This is a genomic window from Streptomyces sp. VTCC 41912 (genome assembly GCF_045799175.1).
Classification (GTDB): Bacteria; Actinomycetota; Actinomycetes; order Streptomycetales; family Streptomycetaceae; genus Streptomyces; species Streptomyces albulus_C.
On sequence record NZ_JBJMAB010000014.1, the window covers coordinates 117489 to 135780 of the forward strand.

Genomic DNA, 18292 nt, shown 5'->3' on the forward strand with positions numbered 1-18292 from the left:
CCCCGCCGAAGGGCCCGCACGCACGCGCAGGGGGACCATCCGCAATGCTCAGGTATCTGCCGTTCCTTCTGGTGCTGGCACTGTGGATCTACGCCTTCATCGACTGCGTCAACACCCCCGAGTCGCAGGTGCGCGGCCTGCCCAAGGTGGTGTGGGTGCTGATCATCCTGCTGTTCGGCGAGGTGCTGATCGGGCCGATCGCCTGGCTGGCGGCCGGCAAGCAGCGGCAGCCGGCGGCCGGCGGCGCCGGCGGCACGCCCGCCGAGTGGCACCGCAACCGCGGCACGAAGTGGGTGGCACCGGACGACAACCCCGAGTTCCTGCGGTCCCTGCGCGAGGAGAACAAGAAGGACGAGGCGCTGCTGAAGGACTGGGAGGCCGATCTGCGGCGCCGCGAGGAGGACCTGCGGCGCAAGGAGACCGGGGCCGCCGACGGCGGGACCGGCACCGGCGACGGCGCGAGCGGCAAGGGCGGCGGGACCGGCAAGGACGGCAGGACCGACGGGGCCGACAAGACCGACACGACCGACAAGAGCGGCAAGGACCCCGAGGACACCCCGCCCGCCGCGTCCTGAGCGGGCCTCACGGCCGTCCGGCCCAGCCCGCGTTGCCACTGCCCGGCCGGGCGGGGAGAGTGACCGGCATGGACCAGGCACCGGATCCCGACCCGACGCGGGAGTGGGGGCAGGACCGCGACGCCGTCCGCCGCTACGGCCGCGTCGACGGCCACGACGACCCGTGCGGGCACCCCGACCACCTCCAGGAACAGGCCCGGGCCATGCTCGCCACGGCCGTCGCCGAGGCGCGGGCGGGGCTCGCCGAGGGCGGCGTCCCGGTGGGGGCGGCGCTCTACGGCCCGGACGGCGCGCTGTTGGGCCGTGGCCGCAACCGCCGTGTCCAGGACGGCGATCCGGCGCTGCACGCCGAGGTCGCCGCGTTCCGGGCGGCCGGGCGGCAACCCGGTTACCGCGGCACGACGCTGGTCACCACGCTCTCGCCGTGCTGGCTGTGCAGCGGGCTGGTCCGGCAGTTCGGCATCTCCCGGGTGGTCATCGGCGAGGCCCGGACGTTCCACGGCGGCCACGACTGGCTGGCCCGGCACGGCGTGCGGATCGTGCTGCTCGACGACCCCGGGTGCGCGGCGATGATGCGGGACTTCATCGGGGCGCAGCCGGAGCTGTGGCACGAGGACATCGGCGGCGGCTGAAGCCCCCTGCGGCCGCCGCGGGGCCCCCGGCCGGGGCGCGTAATCCGGTGGCCGGCGCCGCCCGGCCCCGGCAGGATGCCGCCATGAGCACCGGCACCACCGCCGCCCGTGAGCCGTCCTGCCGCATCCGGGCGCTGCACACCGCGGACACCGTCACCGCCTACCAGGCGTACGCGCCGTCACTGGGGCTGCCCGCCGCGCGCGACGGACGGTTCCCGGCCGCCTGGAAGCGCGACCGGATGACGTGGATCAAGCCGTCGTTCCTGTGGATGATGTACCGCTGCGGCTGGGCCACCAAGGCCGATCAGGAGACGGTGCTGGCCGTGGAGATCACCCGCGCCGGCTTCGACCTGGCGCTGGACCGGGCGTGCCTGTCGCACTACGTCCCCGGGCTCCACCCGGACCGCGCCGCCTGGCAGCGCGCGCTGCGCCGCGCGCCGGCCCGGGTCCAGTGGGACCCCGAGCGCGATCTGCACCTGAAGCCGCTGCCGCACCGCTCCCTCCAGCTCGGGCTGTCGGGCGAGTTGGCGCGGGCGTACGCGGACGAGTGGACCGTGGCCGTCCGCGACGTGACGCCGCTGGCCCGGAAGGTGCGGGCACTGGTGCGCGCGGGCGAGGACCGGGCCGCCCGGGAGCTGCTGCCCGACGAGCGCCCGTACCCCGCGCCGGAGGCGGCCCTGGCGCGGCTGCGCTGAGGCACGACGACGGCCGCTTCCGGCCGCCCCCGGCCCGCCCGGACCGCCTTGCTCCGCCGCGCGGGGGTCCGCTAGCGTGCGCCCGCCTTCCCGGGGGCCCGCGGCCGACGCCCTGCGGTCCCGGGTCCGCGAGCGGGTGGAGTCCGCCAGGAGAGTGGCCCCGCGTCGGCGCCCGTGCCCGGCACCCGGGCGAACTCCGGGCGTAAGCGGCGTGTCCTCGTCAATCGCCACAAAGGCGTAGCCGGGGTGGTGCACGAGTGGTCGAGCGCTGCTTCGGGTGACGTACGAGACGTAGGGCCGATCAGCCAACTCTGGTGTGTTCATGGCCATTTGACTCAGCGTTCAGCAACCTCCCCCTGCCCGGGAAACTGCGTCGCCGCCACAGTCGGGACGGCCCACCGAGAGCTTCCGCGACTCAGGGAGAGTGGCACATATGCCGAATATGACCCGACGCAGACTCCTCGGCTCGGCGGCCGGGGCGATCGGCGGCACCGCTGCGCTGTCGTTGCTGCCGCCCAGCGTCCAGAAGGCCGTCGCCGCCGGCCCGCCGCGGCACGGCACCCTGCGCGACATCGAACACGTGGTCCTGCTGATGCAGGAGAACCGTTCTTTCGATCACTACTTCGGCACTCTGCGCGGCGTCCGCGGCTTCAACGACCCGGACGCGCTCACCCTGTCCACCGGCCGGTCCGTCTTCTACCAGCCGGACCCGGAGAACCCCGACGGCTACCTGCTGCCGTTCCGCCTCAACACCCACACCTCCAGCGCCCAGGCCATCCCCTCCACCAGCCACGCCTGGTCGGTCCAGCACGAGGCGTGGAACGGCGGCAAGATGGACCGCTGGCTGCCCGCGCACCGCAAGGCCGACGGCGTCAACGGCCCGTACGTGATGGGCTACCACACCCGCGCGGACATCCCCTTCCAGTTCGCCCTCGCCGAGGCGTTCACCCTCTGCGACAACTACTTCTGCTCGGTCTTCGGGCCCACCTGGCCCAACCGGCTGTACTGGATGACCGGCACCCTCGACCCGGGCGGCACCCGCGGCGGCCCGGTCCTCAACAACACCGCGCCCCAGCCGTACCGCTGGACGACGTACGCGGAGCGGTTGGAGGCGGCCGGCGTCAGCTGGAAGGTGTACCAGGAGGAGGACGACTACGGCTGCAACCTGCTGGAGCAGTTCCAGACGTTCCGGGACGCCAAGCCGGGCAGCCCGCTGTACGAGAAGGGGGTGCGGCCCGGACCGGCCGGCGCCTTCGAGGAGGACGCCCGCAACGACCGGCTGCCGGCGGTCTCCTGGATCATCCCCACCAGCTACCAGTCGGAGCACCCGGACTACCTGCCGGCCGCCGGCGCCGACTTCGTGGCCAAGAAGATCGAGGCGATCGCCGCGAACCCCAAGGTGTGGGCCAAGACGGCCTTCATCCTGAACTACGACGAGAACGACGGCCTCTTCGACCACGTGCCGCCGCCGGTGCCGCCGGCCGGCACCAAGGACGAGTTCGTCCGCGGGCTGCCGATCGGGGCCGGGTTCCGGGTGCCGTGCCTGATCGTCTCGCCCTGGACGGTGGGGGGCTGGGCGGCCGGCGACGCCTTCGACCACACCTCGGTGCTGCAGTTCCTGGAGCGGTTCACCGGGGTGACGGAGCCCAACATCACCGACTGGCGACGGGCCTCGTTCGGCGACCTGACGTCAGCGTTCGGCTTCCGTTCGCCGGCGCACCACCCGCCGCGGCTGCCGCGGGACACCGCCGAGAAGCTGGCCGAGGCGAAGTGGGAGGTGGCGCACCTGCCCAAGCCGACGCTGCCGGGGGCGGACCAGAAGCCGCCGCGCCAGGAGCACGGCGGGCGCAAGCGGCGCTGAGGCGGGGCCGCGGCTCCCGTAGGGGCGGCGCGGCTCCCGTACACACGACGGTGCCGTACGGAACGGCCTCGCGGGCGAGGCCGTGGGTCCGTACGGCACCGGGGTGTTGCGGGTGGGGCGGGCGCGTCAGACGCCGGCGTAGGAGTGCAGGCCGGTGACGAAGATGTTCACGATGAAGTAGTTGAAGAGGTAGCAGACGAAGGCGATCACACCCAGCCAGGCGGCCTTGCGGCCCTTCCAGCCGACGGTGGCGCGGGCGTGCAGGTAGCAGGCGTAGGCGACCCAGGTGATGAAGGACCAGACCTCCTTGGGGTCCCAGCCCCAGTAGCGGCCCCAGGCGGCCTCGGCCCAGATGGCGCCCGCGATGATGGTGAACGTCCACAGCGGGAAGACGGTGGCGTTGACGCGGTAGGCGAACTTGTCGAGCGAGGCGGCCGAGGGCAGCCGCTCCAGGACCGAGGTGGCGAAGGAGCCGGGCTGCGGGCCGTCCGGGTCGGCGAGCTTGGCCTCGTAGCGGTCGCGGAAGAGGAAGAGCAGGCTCGCGACCGCACCGAGGTAGAGCACCGCGCCGGAGATGATCGCGCAGGAGACGTGGATCCACAGCCAGTACGAGTGCAGCGCCGGCACCAGCTGGTCGCTGGCGGTGTACAGGACGCTGACGGCCAGGCCCAGGTCGAGCAGGACGGTGGTGATCAGCGGCAGGCCGAGCCAGCGGACGTTCTTCTTGAGCAGCAGCAGGACCAGGTAGGCCGTCACCGCGACCCCGCCCAGGGTCGTGGAGAACTCGTACATGTTGCCCCAGGGGGCGCGCTGCACGGACACGGCGCGGGTGACGATGCCGCCGACGTGCAGCGCCCATGCCAGGACGGTCAGCGAGATCGCGATCCGGCCGTAGAGGTCGCCCTTCTCAGTGCCGCCGTGCGCGCCGGGGCCGTCGGGGACGTCAGGGCCGCCGGCCGCGGACCGGGTGACGACCTTGGGGCGCTCCAGGACGGCGGTGCCGCCCTTCTGCCTGGTCTGGACAGGCGCCGCGGCGGTGGCAGCGACCTGGGCGGTCAGGGCGGCGGCGGTCCGGCCGACCTTGCTGCGGCTGCCGAACACCCACTCGGCCATGTGGGCGAGGAAGGCGAGGGTGTAGACGGCCATCGCCGAATACACCAACACATTGCTGTTGTGAGCCAGTGTCTCGTTGGCTGCGGCAGCGAGATTCACGCGCGCGCTCCTTCGGAGGGATCAGCAGGATCGGCAGAGTCGGTAGGCTCCGTCGGTTCTTCGGCGGACGGGGCGGAATCGTCCGCGGTGTCCGGGGAGGGCGCGGCGGCGAGCGGGGCGCTGGGCGTCAGCGCGGCCGCGAGGGCGGCGAGTTCGTCGGCCACCCGGGCCGATTCGCTGCGCCCGAGGCCGGCCATCTCGACCATGGTGACGCCGTCGGCGGGCCGCTCCGCGCGGACCCAGACGCGGCGGCGCTGGATGAACAGCGAGCCGGCGAGGCCGAGCAGCGCGCAGACCGCGCCGGTCAGGGCGAGGCCGTTGCCGGGCTGGTGGGCGATCTTGAAGCTGGCCCAGGTCTTGATGCCCTCGAAGGTGATGGAGCCGGCGCCGTTCGGGAGCGTCATCGTGGACTCGGCGTCGAGCTGCTGGGGGGTCAGCTCGGCGCCGGCGTGGCCGAGCATCTGGGCCGCCCGGTCCTTGGGCAGCAGCATCTTCTTGAAGATGTCGCCGCTGGCGTCCTTGTACTGCTTCAGCCGCTTGGTGTCGAGCTGGTAGACGTTCTGCGGCAGGCCGGAGTCCAGGCCGAGGTCGCCGTGCCAGGCGTTGACCGACAGGACGGGGAAGTCCGGCGCGGGGAACTGGGAGAACATCGACCCGGAGTTCTTGCCGCCGAAGGTCGGGACGAACAGCGCCTGGAAGCCGAGCTGGTTGCGCTGGCCGTCCTTGGTCTGTGCGCCCGGGACCTTCACCACGCCGGAGGAGGTGAAGTTCTTCGGGTCCTGCGGGAGGAACGGCACCGCACCGTGGTAGACGACCTTGCCGCGGCCGTCCTTGACGGTGACGACCGGCGCGTAGCCGTGGGAGAGCAGGTAGACCTTGTTGCCGGCGATGTCGAGCGGGGTGTTCACCTCGATCGACTTCTTGTGCGGTGTGCCGTCCGCGCCGGTGAAGTAGGTGATGTTGGCGCGGAAGGTGCGGGGTGTGCCCTTCTGCGGGCCGGTCCGCTCGTAGGTCGCGTCGAACGAGTTCATGGTGAACCCGAACGGCTCCATGGTGTCGGTGTCGAAGAACGGGCCGGAGCTGAAGTCGTCGTACTGGGTGAGGCTGTTGGAGAAGCCGTCGCCCTCGGTGACCAGCTTGCCGCCCTCGGACTTCCACAGGCCGCCGACGGCGAACGCCACCAGCAGCACGATCAGCGCGACGTGGAACAGCAGGTTGCCGGCCTCGCGCAGGTAGCCCTTCTCGGAGGCGACCGAGGTGTCCTCCCGGCGGACCCGGAAGCGCCGCTTCTTCAGCAGCCGCTCGGCCGCCGCGAGGACCTCCTCGGGCGCCGCCTCGGTGTGCCAGGTGGTGTACGCGGGCAGCCGGGTCAGGCGGCGGGGGGCCACCGGCGGGCGGCCGCGGAGCTGGCCGATGAACTGCCAGGCGCGCGGCACGATGCAGCCGATCAGCGAGATGAACAGCAGCAGGTAGATCGCCGAGAACCAGACCGAGCTGTAGACGTGGAACATCCCCAGCTTGTCGTAGACCTCGCCGAGGGTCTCGTGCTTGGCCTTGAACGCGTCGACCTTGACCGGGTCGATGCTGGTCTGCGGGATCAGCGAGCCGGGGATCGCGCCGATGGACAGCAGGAAGAGGAGCAGCAGCGCCACCCGCATCGAGGTCAGCTGCCGCCAGAACCAGCGCACCCAGCCGATCGGGCCGAGGGAGGGGAGGGAGACGTCCTCCTTGGGGGCGGTGGAGAGCTGGGATCCGGCAGTGCCGAGATCACCGCCCTGGTCGGCGGCGGCGCCCGGCTCGTCCGTGGTGTCGGTCTTGGTGGACATCAATCAGATCCCAACGGTGATGCTTTGCGTCCAGCTCTGTAGCTGGGACATCAGGATGTCCCAGACGCCTGTGAGGAGGAGGACGCCGAGGGCGATCATCATGCCGCCGCCGGCCCTCATCACCCAGACGTAGTGCCGCTTGACCCAGCCGAAGGCCCCGAGGACCCGGCGGAAGGCGAGTGCCACCGCGATGAACGGCAGGCCCAGGCCCAGGCAGTACGCCACGGTGAGCAGTGCGCCGCGGCCGGCGCTGGCGTCGTAGAAGGAGAGGGTGTTGACGGCGGTGAGGGTGGGGCCCAGGCAGGGCGTCCAGCCGACGCCGAAGAGGACGCCGAGGAGCGGCGCGCCGGCCAGCCCCATCGCGGGCTTCCGGTGGAACCGCAGCTCGCGCTGGCCGAACCGCTTCAGGACGCCGGCGAAGGCCAGTCCGAGCAGGATCATCAGCACGCCCAGGACGCGCGAGATGACGTCCTTGTAGTCCTGGAGGGTCTTGCCGAAGAAGCCGAAGAGGGCGCCGCCGGAGACGAAGACGGCGGTGAAGCCGAGGACGAAGAGGAAGGCGCCGGCCAGCATCCGGCCGCGCCGGGCCTCGGCGAGGTCGGTGCCGGTGACCCCGGTGACGTACGACATGTAGCCGGGGACGAGGGGCAGCACGCAGGGCGAGAAGAACGAGACCAGGCCGGCGACGAGGGCGACCGGGACGGCCGCGATGAGGGCACCGGTGAGGATGGTCTGGTTCTCCGCGGCGTTGGCGGCGAGCGCGATCACGCGATCACTTCTCGGCGATCAGCGGGTCGACCATCTTGCGCAGGTCGTCCTCGGCGAGCGGGCCGATCGAGCGCGCGGCGATCCGCCCCTGCCGGTCGATGGCGATCGTGGACGGGATCGACTGCGGGTTGAGGCTGCCCTTGGGGAAGCGCAGCATCAGCTTGCCGGTGGGGTCGTACAGGCTCGGGTAGGGCACCTTGTGCTGCTGCTCGAACTCGGTGGCCTGCGACTTCTCGGCGTCGCGGGTGTTGATCCCGATGAACTGGACGCCCTTGTCCTTGTCCTCGTTCGCGACCTTGGCGAAGTTGGGGGCCTCGGCGATGCAGGGGCCGCACCACGAGCCCCAGACGTTGATGATGACGACCTTGCCCTTGTAGTCGGCCACGTTCAGCTTCTTGCCGGTGGTGGTCTCCCCGGACAGGTCGGGGGCGGGCTGCCGCTCGTCGGGCTTGACGGTGTCGACGCCGTTCTTGCCCTGGACGAACCGGGTCTGCGCCGAGCCGCCGGAGGCACCGTCGCCGCAGGCGCTCAGCGTCAGCGAGGCGGCCGCCGCTCCCGCGGCGAACAGGGCGAGACGGCGGCGACTGGTGAGGCGGCGGGGGGCGCGGCTGTCACTCATGTGAAAAGTTTCGCATGGGCCATTTGCGGATCTTCCGCGCCCCCCTCGCCCCGCCGCACAGCTGACGAAGGGCCATGTCAGACCGTACGGAACGAAAGCTTCCGGCGCGTCACCGGGGGTCTCCCGCAGGCGCCGGGCCGCTCAGGCGGCCGCGGAGAGGTACGACTTCCAGCCGCCGGCCGGCCGCTGACCGACGCCCAGCCCCTGGAGTTTGCGGACGACGCCGGGGTCCTGGACGTCGAGCCAATCGGTGAACTGGCGGAAGGAGACCAGCCGGACGTCCTTGTTCCGCTCGTCGGCGATGTGCTTGAGCGCCTCTTCGACGGCGTCCATGTAGATGCCGCCGTTCCACTGCTCGAAGTGGTTGCCGATGAAGAACGGCGCGCGGTTGGTCTCGTAGGCCCGCTGGAATCCGGCGATGTACGCCTCGCTGGCCTGCTTGCGCCAGCCCGGGTAGTTGGCCGGCGGCGCCTTGGTGGAGTTCTTCGACTGGTTGGCGAGGATGTTGTAGTCCATCGAGAGGACCTCGAAGGAGTGACCCGGGAACGGTATCTGTTGCAGCGGGAAGTCCCATATCCCCTGCTTCTTGCGGGGCCACATCTGCAGGCCGCCCGGGGAGCTCGCGTCGTAGCGCCAGCCCAGTTCGCGGGCGGTGGGCAGCAGGTTCTCCTGGCCGAGCAGGCAGGGCGTGCGGCCGCCGACCAGTTCCTTGCTGTAGTCGAAGGGCAGCGGCTCGGCGTCGGCGAGGCCGGTGTGCGTCTTCCACTTCGTGACGAAGCCCATGGCCTGGTCTATCTCGGACTTCCACTGGGCGGGCGTCCAGTGCGCCACGCTGCCCCGGCCGGAGCAGAAGTGGCCGTTGAAGTGGGTGCCTATCTCGTGCCCGTCGAACCACGCCTGCCGGACGTTGTCGAGGGTCTCCCGTATGTGCGCGTCGCTGAGGTAGCCGATGTCGGAGGCGCCGGGGCGGTTGTTCGGCGGGAGGTAGAGGCGCTTCTTGTCCTCGGGCAGGAGGTACAGCCCGGAGAGGAAGAAGGTCATGGCCGCGCCGTGGTCCTTGGCGAGCTTGCGGAACCGGGGGAAGAGGCCGTTGCCGACCTCTCCCGCCCCGTCCCACGAGAAGATCACGAACTGCGGCGGGGTCTGCCCCGGCGCCAGCCGCTCGGGCGCGCCGGGCTGGTGGGGCTGCTTGCCGTAATGGGCGGTCGAGCCGTCACCTATCAGCTTGGGGCGGGCCGGTGCCGCGTTCTTGACCCGCTGCCCTTCCTCGCCGTCCTGGCCCGAGGCGGAGCACCCGGCGACGCCCAGGGCCGCGGCCGCCCCGACCCCCATCCCGAGCAGATTCCGCCGACTCATCGCGCCCATAGCGTCGTTCCCCATCCGTGCTCACCGAACTCGATATCCATATAAACGGACATCTTTATAGAGGGCATGCCGGACGGGGAGGTTCCGTGCTATTGGGTCACATCTTGCATTTCCGACGAATTTGACATTCCGCCACGTGATGGCACGTCAGGCCCCGAAAGCCTTGGACTTGCCCTTCGCGGGTTTGGCGCCGGCCAGCAGGTGGGAGGGAACCAGGTCGCGCGCCGGCTCGCTGTACCCCACCGAGATGATCTTGTCACCGTGGAAGGTGAACGAGGTCAGCGAGGCCAGGGTGCACTGCCGCTTCCGCGGATCGTGCCACAGCCGCCGCCGCTCGGCGAAGCTCCGCACGATCCAGATCGGCAGCTGGTGACTGACCGCCACCGCCTCGTGCCCGCGGGCCGCGTCCCGGGCCGCGCCGAGCGCCGCCATCATCCGGACGACCTGCTCCAGATACGGCTCGCCCCACGAGGGCCGGAACGGGTTGGTCAGGTACTTCCAGTTGCCCGGCTTCTTCAGCGCACCGTCCCCCACCCCGAAGGTCTTGCCCTCGAAGACGTTGGCCGCCTCGATCAGCCGCGCGTCGGTGGCGATCTCCAGGCCGTGCGCCCCGGCGATCGGCGCCGCGGTCTCCTGCGCGCGCTCCAGCGGCGACGCCACCACATGCGTGACGTCCCGCTCCGCGAGGTGCTCGGCGACCTGGTCGGCCATCTTCCGCCCCAGGTCGGAGAGGTGGTAGCCGGGCCGGCGCCCGTAGAGCACGCCCTCCGGGTTGTGGACCTCGCCGTGCCGCATCAGGTGCACCACGGTGATCTCGTCGCCGCCCTGCGCGCCGTCGCTCATCCCGCCCGCCGTCCGGTCCGTCCCGCTCGTGCCGGTCATGCGCCGGCCTCCGCCGCGGCCCGGGCGGCGGCCGGCAGTGCGGCGGCGATCCGCTCGACGGCCGCGTCGTCGTGCGCGGTCGAGACGAACCACGACTCGAACGCGGACGGCGGGAGGTAGACCCCCTGCGCCAGCATCGAGTGGAAGAAGGCGGTGAAGCGGAACGACTCCTGCGTCTTGGCCTTCTCGTAGTCCGTCACCTCGGCGTCCGTGAAGAACACCGAGAACATGTTCCCGGCGACCTGGAGCCGGTGCGCCACGCCCTCCTTGGCCAGCGCCGCGGTGACCAGCCCGCGGACCTCCGCGGAGACCGCGTCGACCTTCGCGTACGCGGCGTCGTCCAGCAGCCGCAGCTGCGCGACACCGGCGGCGGTGGCGATCGGGTTCCCGGAGAGCGTGCCCGCCTGGTAGACCGGCCCGGCCGGAGCGAGGTGCGCCATGACGTCCGCGCGCCCGCCGAAGGCCGCGGCCGGGAAGCCGCCGCCCATGACCTTGCCGAAGGTCATCAGGTCCGGACGGACCCCGTCGATGCCGTACCAACCGGCCTTGCTGACCCGGAAGCCGGTCATGACCTCGTCGGAGATGTACAGCGCGCCGTTGCGCGAACACAGGTCCGCGAGCCCCTGGTTGAAGCCCGGCAGCGGCGGGACGACGCCCATGTTGCCCGGCGACGCCTCGGTGATCACGCAGGCGATCTCGCCCTCGTGCGCGGCGAAGGCGGCGCGCACGGCGGCCAGGTCGTTGTACGGCAGCACGATCGTGTCGCCGGCCTGCGCACCGGTCACCCCGGGGGTGTCCGGCAGCCCGAACGTCGCGACGCCCGAACCGGCCGCGGCCAGCAGCGCGTCCACGTGCCCGTGGTAGCAACCGGCGAACTTGATCACCTTGGCGCGGCCGGTGAAGCCGCGCGCCAGCCGGATCGCCGACATCGTCGCCTCGGTGCCGCTGGAGACCAGCCGCACCTGCTCGACCGGCGCGATCCGCGCCACGATCTCCTCGGCCAGCTCGACCTCGCCGGCACCCGGCGTCCCGAAGGACGTCCCGCGGGCGACCGCGTCCTGGACCGCGGCGATCACCTCGGGGTGCGAGTGGCCGAGGATCATCGGCCCCCACGAGCACACCAGGTCAACGTATTCCCGGCCATCGGCATCAGTGAGGTACGGACCGGTACCGGACACCATGAACCGGGGCGTACCACCCACGGCTCGGAACGCCCGCACCGGAGAATTCACGCCGCCCGGCGTCACCACGGACGCACGGTCGAACAGCGACTGCGAAACAGGGGCTTCATACGGAAAAGACACTGTGATCCTGACCTGCATATACGGGGGGGGAGGGCGGCGGCGCGCGGACACGGCCCGGCTGACAGCGGTACGGGAACCACCCCGCGGACCACCCGGCCCGCCGACGCGATTCCCCTTCATTCCCTCTTGGTTTCTTTTTCGTTCCTCTCGCTCGCGACCGGGCCCCAGACCCCGCGCGTCTGCGAAACTGGGGCGTCGTACGAGTGGGTCACGCAAGCAATGGTCTCAGAGGCGCACGGGGGCGTGCGGCCGGGCGTTTCACGCGCCGGTGACGGGGGAGGTCTCTGAGACGATGATCGGGTTGCGCGGCTGGGGCTGCGAGTGGTCGGGTGGAGATATGCATCGCGGTGGCGAACTGGGCGAGGGAACCAATGACCGGGGTCCCGAGCGCGCCCAGCGCGGCCGTCACCGACGCGACGGCGCCGAGAGAACCGGGGACGACCGGCACGAGGCCACCCAAGGCATTACGGGCGGGGACAACAAGGGCGGCCGCATGGGGGTGACGTACAAGTACTTCGGCGCACCCAACGGCGCCACGGCTGCCCGCGTCCCGATCTCGATGCGTCCCGAGGAACTCGGCGGTGACGAGCTCGGCATGGGCGGCATGTTCACCAAGATCAAGCCGGAGACGATGGCCGCCATGGTCCTCACCGGTATAGAGGGCATACCGCTGCACAAGGTTCCGCCGCTGGAACTGGTCGTGCTCCACCCCGACTACGCCGTCGTCAAACTGCCCATGACCGTGGTCGACCCGCTGCGCGGCGTCGGCGAGGAGTCCGTCGGCGCGGCCGCCTTCATCTGGTCCACCGTCCCCGACCGCGGCGGCCCGCAGGACGCCTTCAGCGTCTACCGGCTCCTCCACGAGTGGCAGGACTTCTCCCACCGCCTCCACGAGGCGGGACACCAGGCGTACTGCCTGGTCTGGCCGTAACGCGGCCGGGCGAGCGGGGCGACCCGGCCGGCACCGGGGACGCCCACTCCCTCCCCAGGGGCCACGGGCGGGGCGCCGTGCCCCGGTGCCGCAGGACGGGCGGGTGCACCCCGTGCGCCGGCCGGGCGCCTCGGTGCCGTCACCAGGTGGGGCGGGCCGAGACGCCGCCGTCCACGACGAGATCGTGCCCGGTGATCCAGGAAGCCATCGGCGAGGCGAGGAAGACGCAGGCGTCGCCGACGTCCTCGGCACGCCCCAACCTCCCGGTGGGCACGGCCCGTTGCCAGCGGCGCACCCCCTCCGGCCAGTCCTCGGCCAGCCCGGGCCGCTCGATCAGACCCGGCGAGACGGTGTTCACGCGGATCCCGTGGGGCCCGTACTCCAGCGCCGCGGCCCGGGCGTGCATCACCACCGCCGCCTTGGCCGCGCAGTAGTGGGCGTGCCCCGGTGCCGGGCGATCCGCCTCGATCGAGGCGATGTGCGTCACCGATCCCCCACCGGCCGCGCGCAGCACCGGCACCGCGGCCTGGGTGCAGGCGAAGACGCTGTGGACGAGGGGATCGGCGACCGCCCGCCAGTCGGCGAGCGACATCCCGGCGAGGTCCTGGACCGGCTGCACCCCGGCGTTGTTCACCAGGCCGGTCAGCCGCCCCCGCCACGCGGCGGCCTCCGCCACCAGCCGCCGGCACTCCTCCTCCACGCCCAGCTCCGCGTGGAGCGCCAGCGCGCTCCCGCCGCCCCGCTCGATCTCCCCGACCAGCTCGCGCGCGGCCGCACCGCCCGCCCGGTAGTGCACCACCACCGCCGCCCCGGCAGCGGCGAACCGCACCGCGATGCCCCGACCGATCCCACCCGACGCCCCGGTGACGAGCACCACGTGACCGGTGAGGTCCGGGAGGTCGGCGCGCCCCCCGCGGTCCGCGCGGACGGCCTCCGCCGGACCTGCCTCCCCGGCCATCCCCGCCGCCCCCACTGCTCCCACTGCCTCCGTAGGACGATCCCCCTGGCCGAATGCGCCCTGTTCCGCGGCGAGTTCGGGAGTGCCCGCCCCGTCCCCGCCGTTCGGCTCATGAGGGGTCCGCTCCACTGTCATGCCCGGCTCAGCGCTCCGATCCGCAGTGCCTCGTGGGGGAACCGGGCGGTCAGCCGCCCGGCGTCCCCGTGCTCGTAGTCCGCGAAGGTGAAGCCGGGCGCCATCGTGCAACCGAAGAGCGTCCAGGCGCCGCCGGCGGCGACCTCGGCGGCCATCCAGGTGCCGGCCCCGACCGTGAACTGCACGTGCTGGCCGCCGAGTACGTCCGGGCCGAGGACGACGGTGCGGGCCGCGTCGGCGCGGCCCTGCGCGGGCTCGCCCTCGGACAGCAGGAACAGGCTCAGCGGGTCGCCCCGGTAGAAGTGCCAGGTCTCGTCGGCCGGCAGCCGGTGCAGCGCGGAGAAGACACCCGGCTCGGCGGTCAGCAGCATCACGATCGCCGAGCCCTCGGGCCGGCCGTCCGACCGCTCGGGCCCGGCCCAGGTCCTGCGGTACCAACCGCCCTCGCGCGGCAGCCGGGTCAGCCCGTAAAAGGCGACCAGTTCCTGCGGGAACCGGTCCCGGGGCACCGCGGGGTGTTCGTCCATCCGTCTGGCCGCCTTCCGCTCGTCCGCGGGCCGGTGTGGTCGCCGTACGGGCCGGTGGGCCCGCCGGCCGCGGTCGCTTGGCCGGCTGTCGCCTCACCCTAGGGGCGGACGGGGCGCGGGCCGCGGAACGAGCGGCAGAATCGGGCCATGTCTGATCCCGTCACGACCTCCTCGGCTCCCCCTCCGGACGCCAACTGCCCCTCCTCCGCGGCCCCTTCCACCGGCGAACCTGACGACGCGGCCCCTTGGCGCACCGTCGAGGCGCTCGTCGGGTGGCTCGACCGGGAGAGTGCGTTGCCGAAGGAGCAGGAGCGCGTGCTGCGTGTCCTGAAACTTTCGGAGGAGGTGGGCGAGGCGGCCCAGGCCGTCATCGGGGCCACCGGCCAGAATCCGCGCAAGGGGCACAGCCACACGTGGGACGACGTGCACGCCGAGCTGTGCGACGTGATCGTGACGGCGATGGTGGCGCTGCGGACGCTGACGCCCGAGGCGCGGCAGGTCTTCGAGGGCCACCTGCGGCGGATCGCGGAGCGGGTGCCGGGGCCGGGCCCGTCCCCGGAGACGGGGCCGGGGACGGGGACGGGGACGGGGACGGGGACGGAATAGCGACGGGCGGGGCGGCGAGCCCCCGGCGCCTGCGCATCCGCTCCGTCAGGGGCGCTCCGCCGTCAGGTAGCGCTGGATGGTGGGGGCCAGCCAGGCGACGAGTTCGTCGTGACCGAGGTCGACGGCGGGCGGGACGCGCAGGACGTAGCGGCACAGCGCCATGCCCAGGATCTGCGACTCGATCAGGGCGGCGCGGGCCGCCGCCTCCTCCGGCACCGGGCAGGCGGCGTCGATCATCGGCCGCGCCTGCTCGGCGAAGACCCGACGGATGCACTCGGCGCCCGCGTCGTTGGTGGCGCCGACGCGCAGCATGCCGGTCAGCGTCTCGTCGCCCTCCCAGAGCTCTATGAAGTGGCGCACGAGCCGGGCGCCGCGCTCCTCGGGCGGCAGCGCCGCCAGGTCCGGCACGCGCAGGTCGATCTCCGCGGCGGCCGCGAAGAGGCCCTCCTTGTTGCCGTAGTAGCGCATCACCATCGACGGGTCGATGCCCGCGTCCCGGGCGATCGCGCGGATGGTGGCGCGCTCGTAGCCGTCGGCGGCGAAGCGGTCCCGGGCGGCGGCGAGGATCGCGGCACGGGTGGCGTCGGAGCGGCGGGGGCGGCGGTGGGTGCCGATGTCGGGGGCCTCGGCGGCGACCGGCGGCGGGCCGGCGTCGATCTCGGGGCCGACCGCCGCGGCGGGGTCGGCGGACCGGCCCGCGGACCGAGGGTCGGAGGGGGTGGCGGAGGGATCGCGTTCGACCATGTCAACAACTGTAGGCCAACGAGCGTTGACATGCGAGCGGCGGGAGCCGTACGCTTGCCAACAAGCGTTGACCAACAGTTGTTGACCACCGTGCGTTGGCAGGAGGCGGCAGACATGGATGCCCTCAACCGCAAGCCCGCAGACCACAGCAGCGACCTCGGCAGCGAGCACGACGGCGACCCGACCACCCGACCGACCGTCCCGCCCGCACGGCCGGAGAGCGACGCCGGCGCACGGCGCGCTCCCGCCGCCACGCCCGCCGGCCGGGACGCGGACGTGATCGTCGTCGGCGCCGGTCCCACCGGCCTGCTGCTCGCCGGGGACCTCGCCGAGGCCGGGATCGCCGTCACGCTCCTGGAGCGGCGCGACGACACCACCAGCAATCTCAGCCGGGCCCTCGCCGTGCACGCCCGTTCACTGGAGCAGTTGGACGCCCGCGGGCTCGCCGACGAGCTGATCGCCGGCGGCCACCGGCTCCCCGGCCTCCAGGTGTTCGGGGACGGCATGCTCCCCGCGGGCGGGCTCCACAGCCGCTTCCCCTTCGTCCTGATCACGCCGCAGTACGAAGTCGAGCGGCTGCTGCTCCGGCGCGCGCGGCAGGCCGGCGTCACCTTCCGGTACGGAGCGGAGGTGCAGGAGCTCACCCAGGACGCGGACGGCGTGACGGTGCGGTTCCGGGCGGCCGGGGGCGGGGCCGGAGAGGCGGCCGGGGACGTCGGGAGCCTGCGCGCCGGCTACGTGGTCGGCACCGACGGCGCCCGCAGCTCCGTCCGCGAGGCGATCGGCCTTCCCTTCCCCGGAAAGGCCGTCGTCCGCTCCGTCGTCCTCGCCGACGTCCGGCTGGACCGGGCGCCCGACTCCCCGTTCGCCGTCCGCGCCGCCCGTGACGCCTTCGCCCTGGTGGGCTCGTTCGGTGACGGCTGGTACCGCGTCCTGGGGTGGAACCGCCACGCGCAGGCCCCCGACGACGCCCCCGCCTGCCTCGACGAGGTCCGCGAGGTCACCCGGCTCTCCTTCGGCACCGACTTCGGCATGCACGACGCCCGCTGGATCTCGCGGTTCCACAGCGACGAACGCCAGGCCCCCGCCTACCGCGTCGGCCGCGTCTTCGTCGCCGGTGACGCCGCGCACGTCCACTCCCCGGCCGGTGGCCAGGGGATGAACGTGGGCCTCCAGGACGCGGCCAACCTCAGCTGGAAGCTGGCGGCGGTGGTGCGGGGCCACTCCCCCGACCGCCTGCTCGACAGCTACCAAGAAGAGCGCCACCCGGTCGGCACCGCGGTGCTGCGCAGCAGCGGTGCCCTCATCCGGCTCGCGCTGCTGCGCGGCGCCCCGGCCCGGGCCCTGCGCCGCCTCGGCGGGCAACTCCTCACCCGCCTGCCGTCGCTGTCCCGGCGGGCGATCGGCGGCGTCTCCGGCATCGATGTCGCCTATCCGGCCGGGCCCGGCGCCCATCGGCTGGTCGGCCGCCGCGCGCCCGACCTCCGCCTCGCCGGTGGCGGACGGCTCTACGAGCTGCTGCGGCAGGGCACGTTCGTCCTCGTCACCCCTGCGGGCGAGATACCGCAGGAGGCGCTGCGCGAGGCCGCGACCGACCGGGTCGTCACCGCCTGCTGGGCGAGCGAGCGCCGGACGGCCCTGCTGGTGCGTCCCGACGGCTACGTCGCGTGGGCCACCGACGCCACCGACCCCGGCGAACGCGCCACGGCGCTCCGTTCCGCCCTCGCCCGGTGGACCGGCGCCGGATCCGACCCGACCGACGCCTCCGCCCCATCCGCCTCGTCCGCCCCATCCGCCTCGTCCGCCCCCGCTGCCGCACGGTCCGCGGGTCGCTCCGCGCGGAGGTGAGGCGCCGGGGCGGCCGCGGTGGCACCGATGCGCTCCGGTCCGTGGGCGGTGGCCCGCGCGCCACGCGCCGGCGGCGGGCCGGGACGGGCCCGTCCTCGCCCGGGGCCGGACCGGGTCCTTACGCTGAGCGGCATGCTCATCGCCCGTTCCGTAGCCCTGTTCGTCGTCGCCGCGCTCTTCGAGATCGGCGGTGCCTGGCTGGTGTGGCAAGGGGTGCGGGAGCACCGGGGCTGGGCGTGGATCGGCGCCGGGGTGATCGCCCTGGGCGTGTACGGCTTCGTGGCCACGCTCCAGCCGGACGCCAACTTCGGCCGGATCCTCGCGGCCTACGGCGGGGTGTTCGTCGCCGGGTCGCTGGCCTGGGGCATGGTCGCGGACGGCTACCGTCCGGACCGCTGGGACGTGATCGGCGCGCTGGTCTGCCTGGCCGGCATGGCCGTGATCATGTACGCCCCCCGCGGCCGCTGACCCCCTCCTGCCGCCCGTCCGGCCATACCGGGCGGGGCGCCGTTGCCCGACCGCCCATGCCCGCCCGGCGTGTGCCCGCTCGGCGTGTGCCCGCCCGGCGTGTGCCCGCCCGGCGTGTGCCCGCTCGGCGTGTGCCCGCCCTGGACTCGGCGGAAACAGGCCGCCGAACCCGTCCAACCCGGCGGGCACTGCATCGGCGCGCCGCACCAGAGCACGGGGCCCGGCCACGGGACCGGGCCGGGAACCAACGCATCCATCGGGGCAGGACGCGGACGCCGCAGGGCCGAGGGGCCACGTTCACCCAGCCCTCCGGCCGCCGACCCGGCGCGCTCCCCT

General features: G+C 72.9%; 17 protein-coding genes and 1 pseudogene. 8 read left to right on the forward strand and 10 right to left on the reverse strand.

Translation table 11 applies throughout. From position 1 onward, the window contains the following. Positions 1 to 44 precede the first annotated feature (44 nt). The 4 genes and pseudogenes from ACJ6WD_RS21200 to ACJ6WD_RS21215 form a co-directional block, all read left to right on the forward strand. Positions 45 to 425: pseudogene (locus ACJ6WD_RS21200) on the forward strand (PLD nuclease N-terminal domain-containing protein); the annotation flags it as partial. Between the two features lie 218 nt (positions 426 to 643). Then, positions 644 to 1207, forward strand: a complete 564-nt coding sequence (locus tag ACJ6WD_RS21205) for a nucleoside deaminase (RefSeq protein WP_331248963.1) — start codon at positions 644 to 646, stop codon at positions 1205 to 1207. A gap of 83 nt (positions 1208 to 1290) precedes the next feature. Beyond that, positions 1291 to 1902: a DUF4291 domain-containing protein gene (locus ACJ6WD_RS21210; RefSeq protein ID WP_407616326.1), complete on the forward strand. Its 612-nt coding sequence runs from the start codon at positions 1291 to 1293 to the stop codon at positions 1900 to 1902. Positions 1903 to 2335: 433 nt separating this feature from the next. Beyond that, positions 2336 to 3763, forward strand: coding sequence for an alkaline phosphatase family protein (locus tag ACJ6WD_RS21215; RefSeq protein ID WP_233661129.1), 1428 nt, complete (start codon positions 2336 to 2338; stop codon positions 3761 to 3763). A gap of 126 nt (positions 3764 to 3889) precedes the next feature. Here ACJ6WD_RS21215 and ccsB read toward each other — a convergent pair whose 3' ends face one another. The 7 genes from ccsB to hemL all read right to left on the reverse strand — a co-directional run bounded on the left by ccsB (position 3890) and on the right by hemL (position 11757). After that, positions 3890 to 4975: a c-type cytochrome biogenesis protein CcsB gene (gene ccsB, locus ACJ6WD_RS21220; protein WP_407616327.1), complete on the reverse strand. Its 1086-nt coding sequence runs from the start codon at positions 4973 to 4975 to the stop codon at positions 3890 to 3892. Beyond that, positions 4972 to 6801 carry a cytochrome c biogenesis protein ResB gene (locus tag ACJ6WD_RS21225; protein WP_407616328.1) on the reverse strand — a complete coding sequence of 610 codons (1830 nt, stop codon included), beginning with the start codon at positions 6799 to 6801 and terminating at the stop codon, positions 4972 to 4974. Before ACJ6WD_RS21225 ends, ccsB begins: the two co-directional genes overlap by 4 nt. A 3-nt stretch (positions 6802 to 6804) precedes the next feature. After that, complete coding sequence (locus tag ACJ6WD_RS21230) at positions 6805 to 7569, reverse strand: cytochrome c biogenesis CcdA family protein (RefSeq protein WP_233661132.1); 765 nt, start codon at positions 7567 to 7569, stop codon at positions 6805 to 6807. A gap of 4 nt (positions 7570 to 7573) precedes the next feature. Further along, positions 7574 to 8188 carry a TlpA disulfide reductase family protein gene (locus tag ACJ6WD_RS21235; protein ID WP_233661133.1) on the reverse strand — a complete coding sequence of 205 codons (615 nt, stop codon included), beginning with the start codon at positions 8186 to 8188 and terminating at the stop codon, positions 7574 to 7576. A 141-nt stretch (positions 8189 to 8329) separates the two neighbouring features. Then, on the reverse strand, positions 8330 to 9553 hold the full coding sequence (locus ACJ6WD_RS21240; protein WP_233661162.1) for a hypothetical protein: 1224 nt from the start codon (positions 9551 to 9553) through the stop codon (positions 8330 to 8332). 147 nt (positions 9554 to 9700) lie between these two features. Then, positions 9701 to 10396: a histidine phosphatase family protein gene (locus ACJ6WD_RS21245; RefSeq protein WP_016572474.1), complete on the reverse strand. Its 696-nt coding sequence runs from the start codon at positions 10394 to 10396 to the stop codon at positions 9701 to 9703. Between the two features lie 35 nt (positions 10397 to 10431). Then, on the reverse strand, positions 10432 to 11757 hold the full coding sequence (hemL, locus tag ACJ6WD_RS21250) for a glutamate-1-semialdehyde 2,1-aminomutase (RefSeq protein ID WP_233661134.1): 1326 nt from the start codon (positions 11755 to 11757) through the stop codon (positions 10432 to 10434). Between the two features lie 319 nt (positions 11758 to 12076). On the opposite strand from hemL, the gene ACJ6WD_RS21255 reads away from it, so the two are divergent. Then, complete coding sequence (locus tag ACJ6WD_RS21255) at positions 12077 to 12670, forward strand: hypothetical protein (protein ID WP_233661135.1); 594 nt, start codon at positions 12077 to 12079, stop codon at positions 12668 to 12670. A 139-nt stretch (positions 12671 to 12809) separates the two neighbouring features. Here the strand turns inward: ACJ6WD_RS21255 and ACJ6WD_RS21260 are convergent, their stop codons facing one another. Together ACJ6WD_RS21260 and ACJ6WD_RS21265 are read right to left on the reverse strand one after the other, a co-directional pair. Beyond that, positions 12810 to 13628 (reverse strand): SDR family NAD(P)-dependent oxidoreductase, encoded by an 819-nt coding sequence (locus ACJ6WD_RS21260; RefSeq protein ID WP_407616329.1) that lies wholly within the window; start codon positions 13626 to 13628, stop codon positions 12810 to 12812. A gap of 131 nt (positions 13629 to 13759) precedes the next feature. Next, entirely contained in the window at positions 13760 to 14290 is a 531-nt protein-coding gene (locus tag ACJ6WD_RS21265; RefSeq protein ID WP_016572470.1) for a cupin domain-containing protein, read from the reverse strand. A gap of 147 nt (positions 14291 to 14437) precedes the next feature. On the opposite strand from ACJ6WD_RS21265, the gene ACJ6WD_RS21270 reads away from it, so the two are divergent. Beyond that, positions 14438 to 14896, forward strand: a complete 459-nt coding sequence (locus tag ACJ6WD_RS21270) for a MazG-like family protein (protein ID WP_407616330.1) — start codon at positions 14438 to 14440, stop codon at positions 14894 to 14896. 45 nt (positions 14897 to 14941) lie between these two features. Here ACJ6WD_RS21270 and ACJ6WD_RS21275 read toward each other — a convergent pair whose 3' ends face one another. Further along, positions 14942 to 15640, reverse strand: a complete 699-nt coding sequence (locus tag ACJ6WD_RS21275; protein WP_331248967.1) for a TetR family transcriptional regulator — start codon at positions 15638 to 15640, stop codon at positions 14942 to 14944. A 114-nt stretch (positions 15641 to 15754) separates the two neighbouring features. Between ACJ6WD_RS21275 and ACJ6WD_RS21280 the strand changes: the two genes are divergently transcribed. Continuing rightward, entirely contained in the window at positions 15755 to 17488 is a 1734-nt protein-coding gene (locus ACJ6WD_RS21280; protein ID WP_407616331.1) for an FAD-dependent monooxygenase, read from the forward strand. A gap of 132 nt (positions 17489 to 17620) precedes the next feature. Then, the gene (locus tag ACJ6WD_RS21285) at positions 17621 to 17956 is read left to right on the forward strand and encodes a YnfA family protein (protein ID WP_376557686.1); all 336 of its coding nucleotides are present in this window, start codon (positions 17621 to 17623) and stop codon (positions 17954 to 17956) included. Positions 17957 to 18292 lie beyond the last annotated feature (336 nt).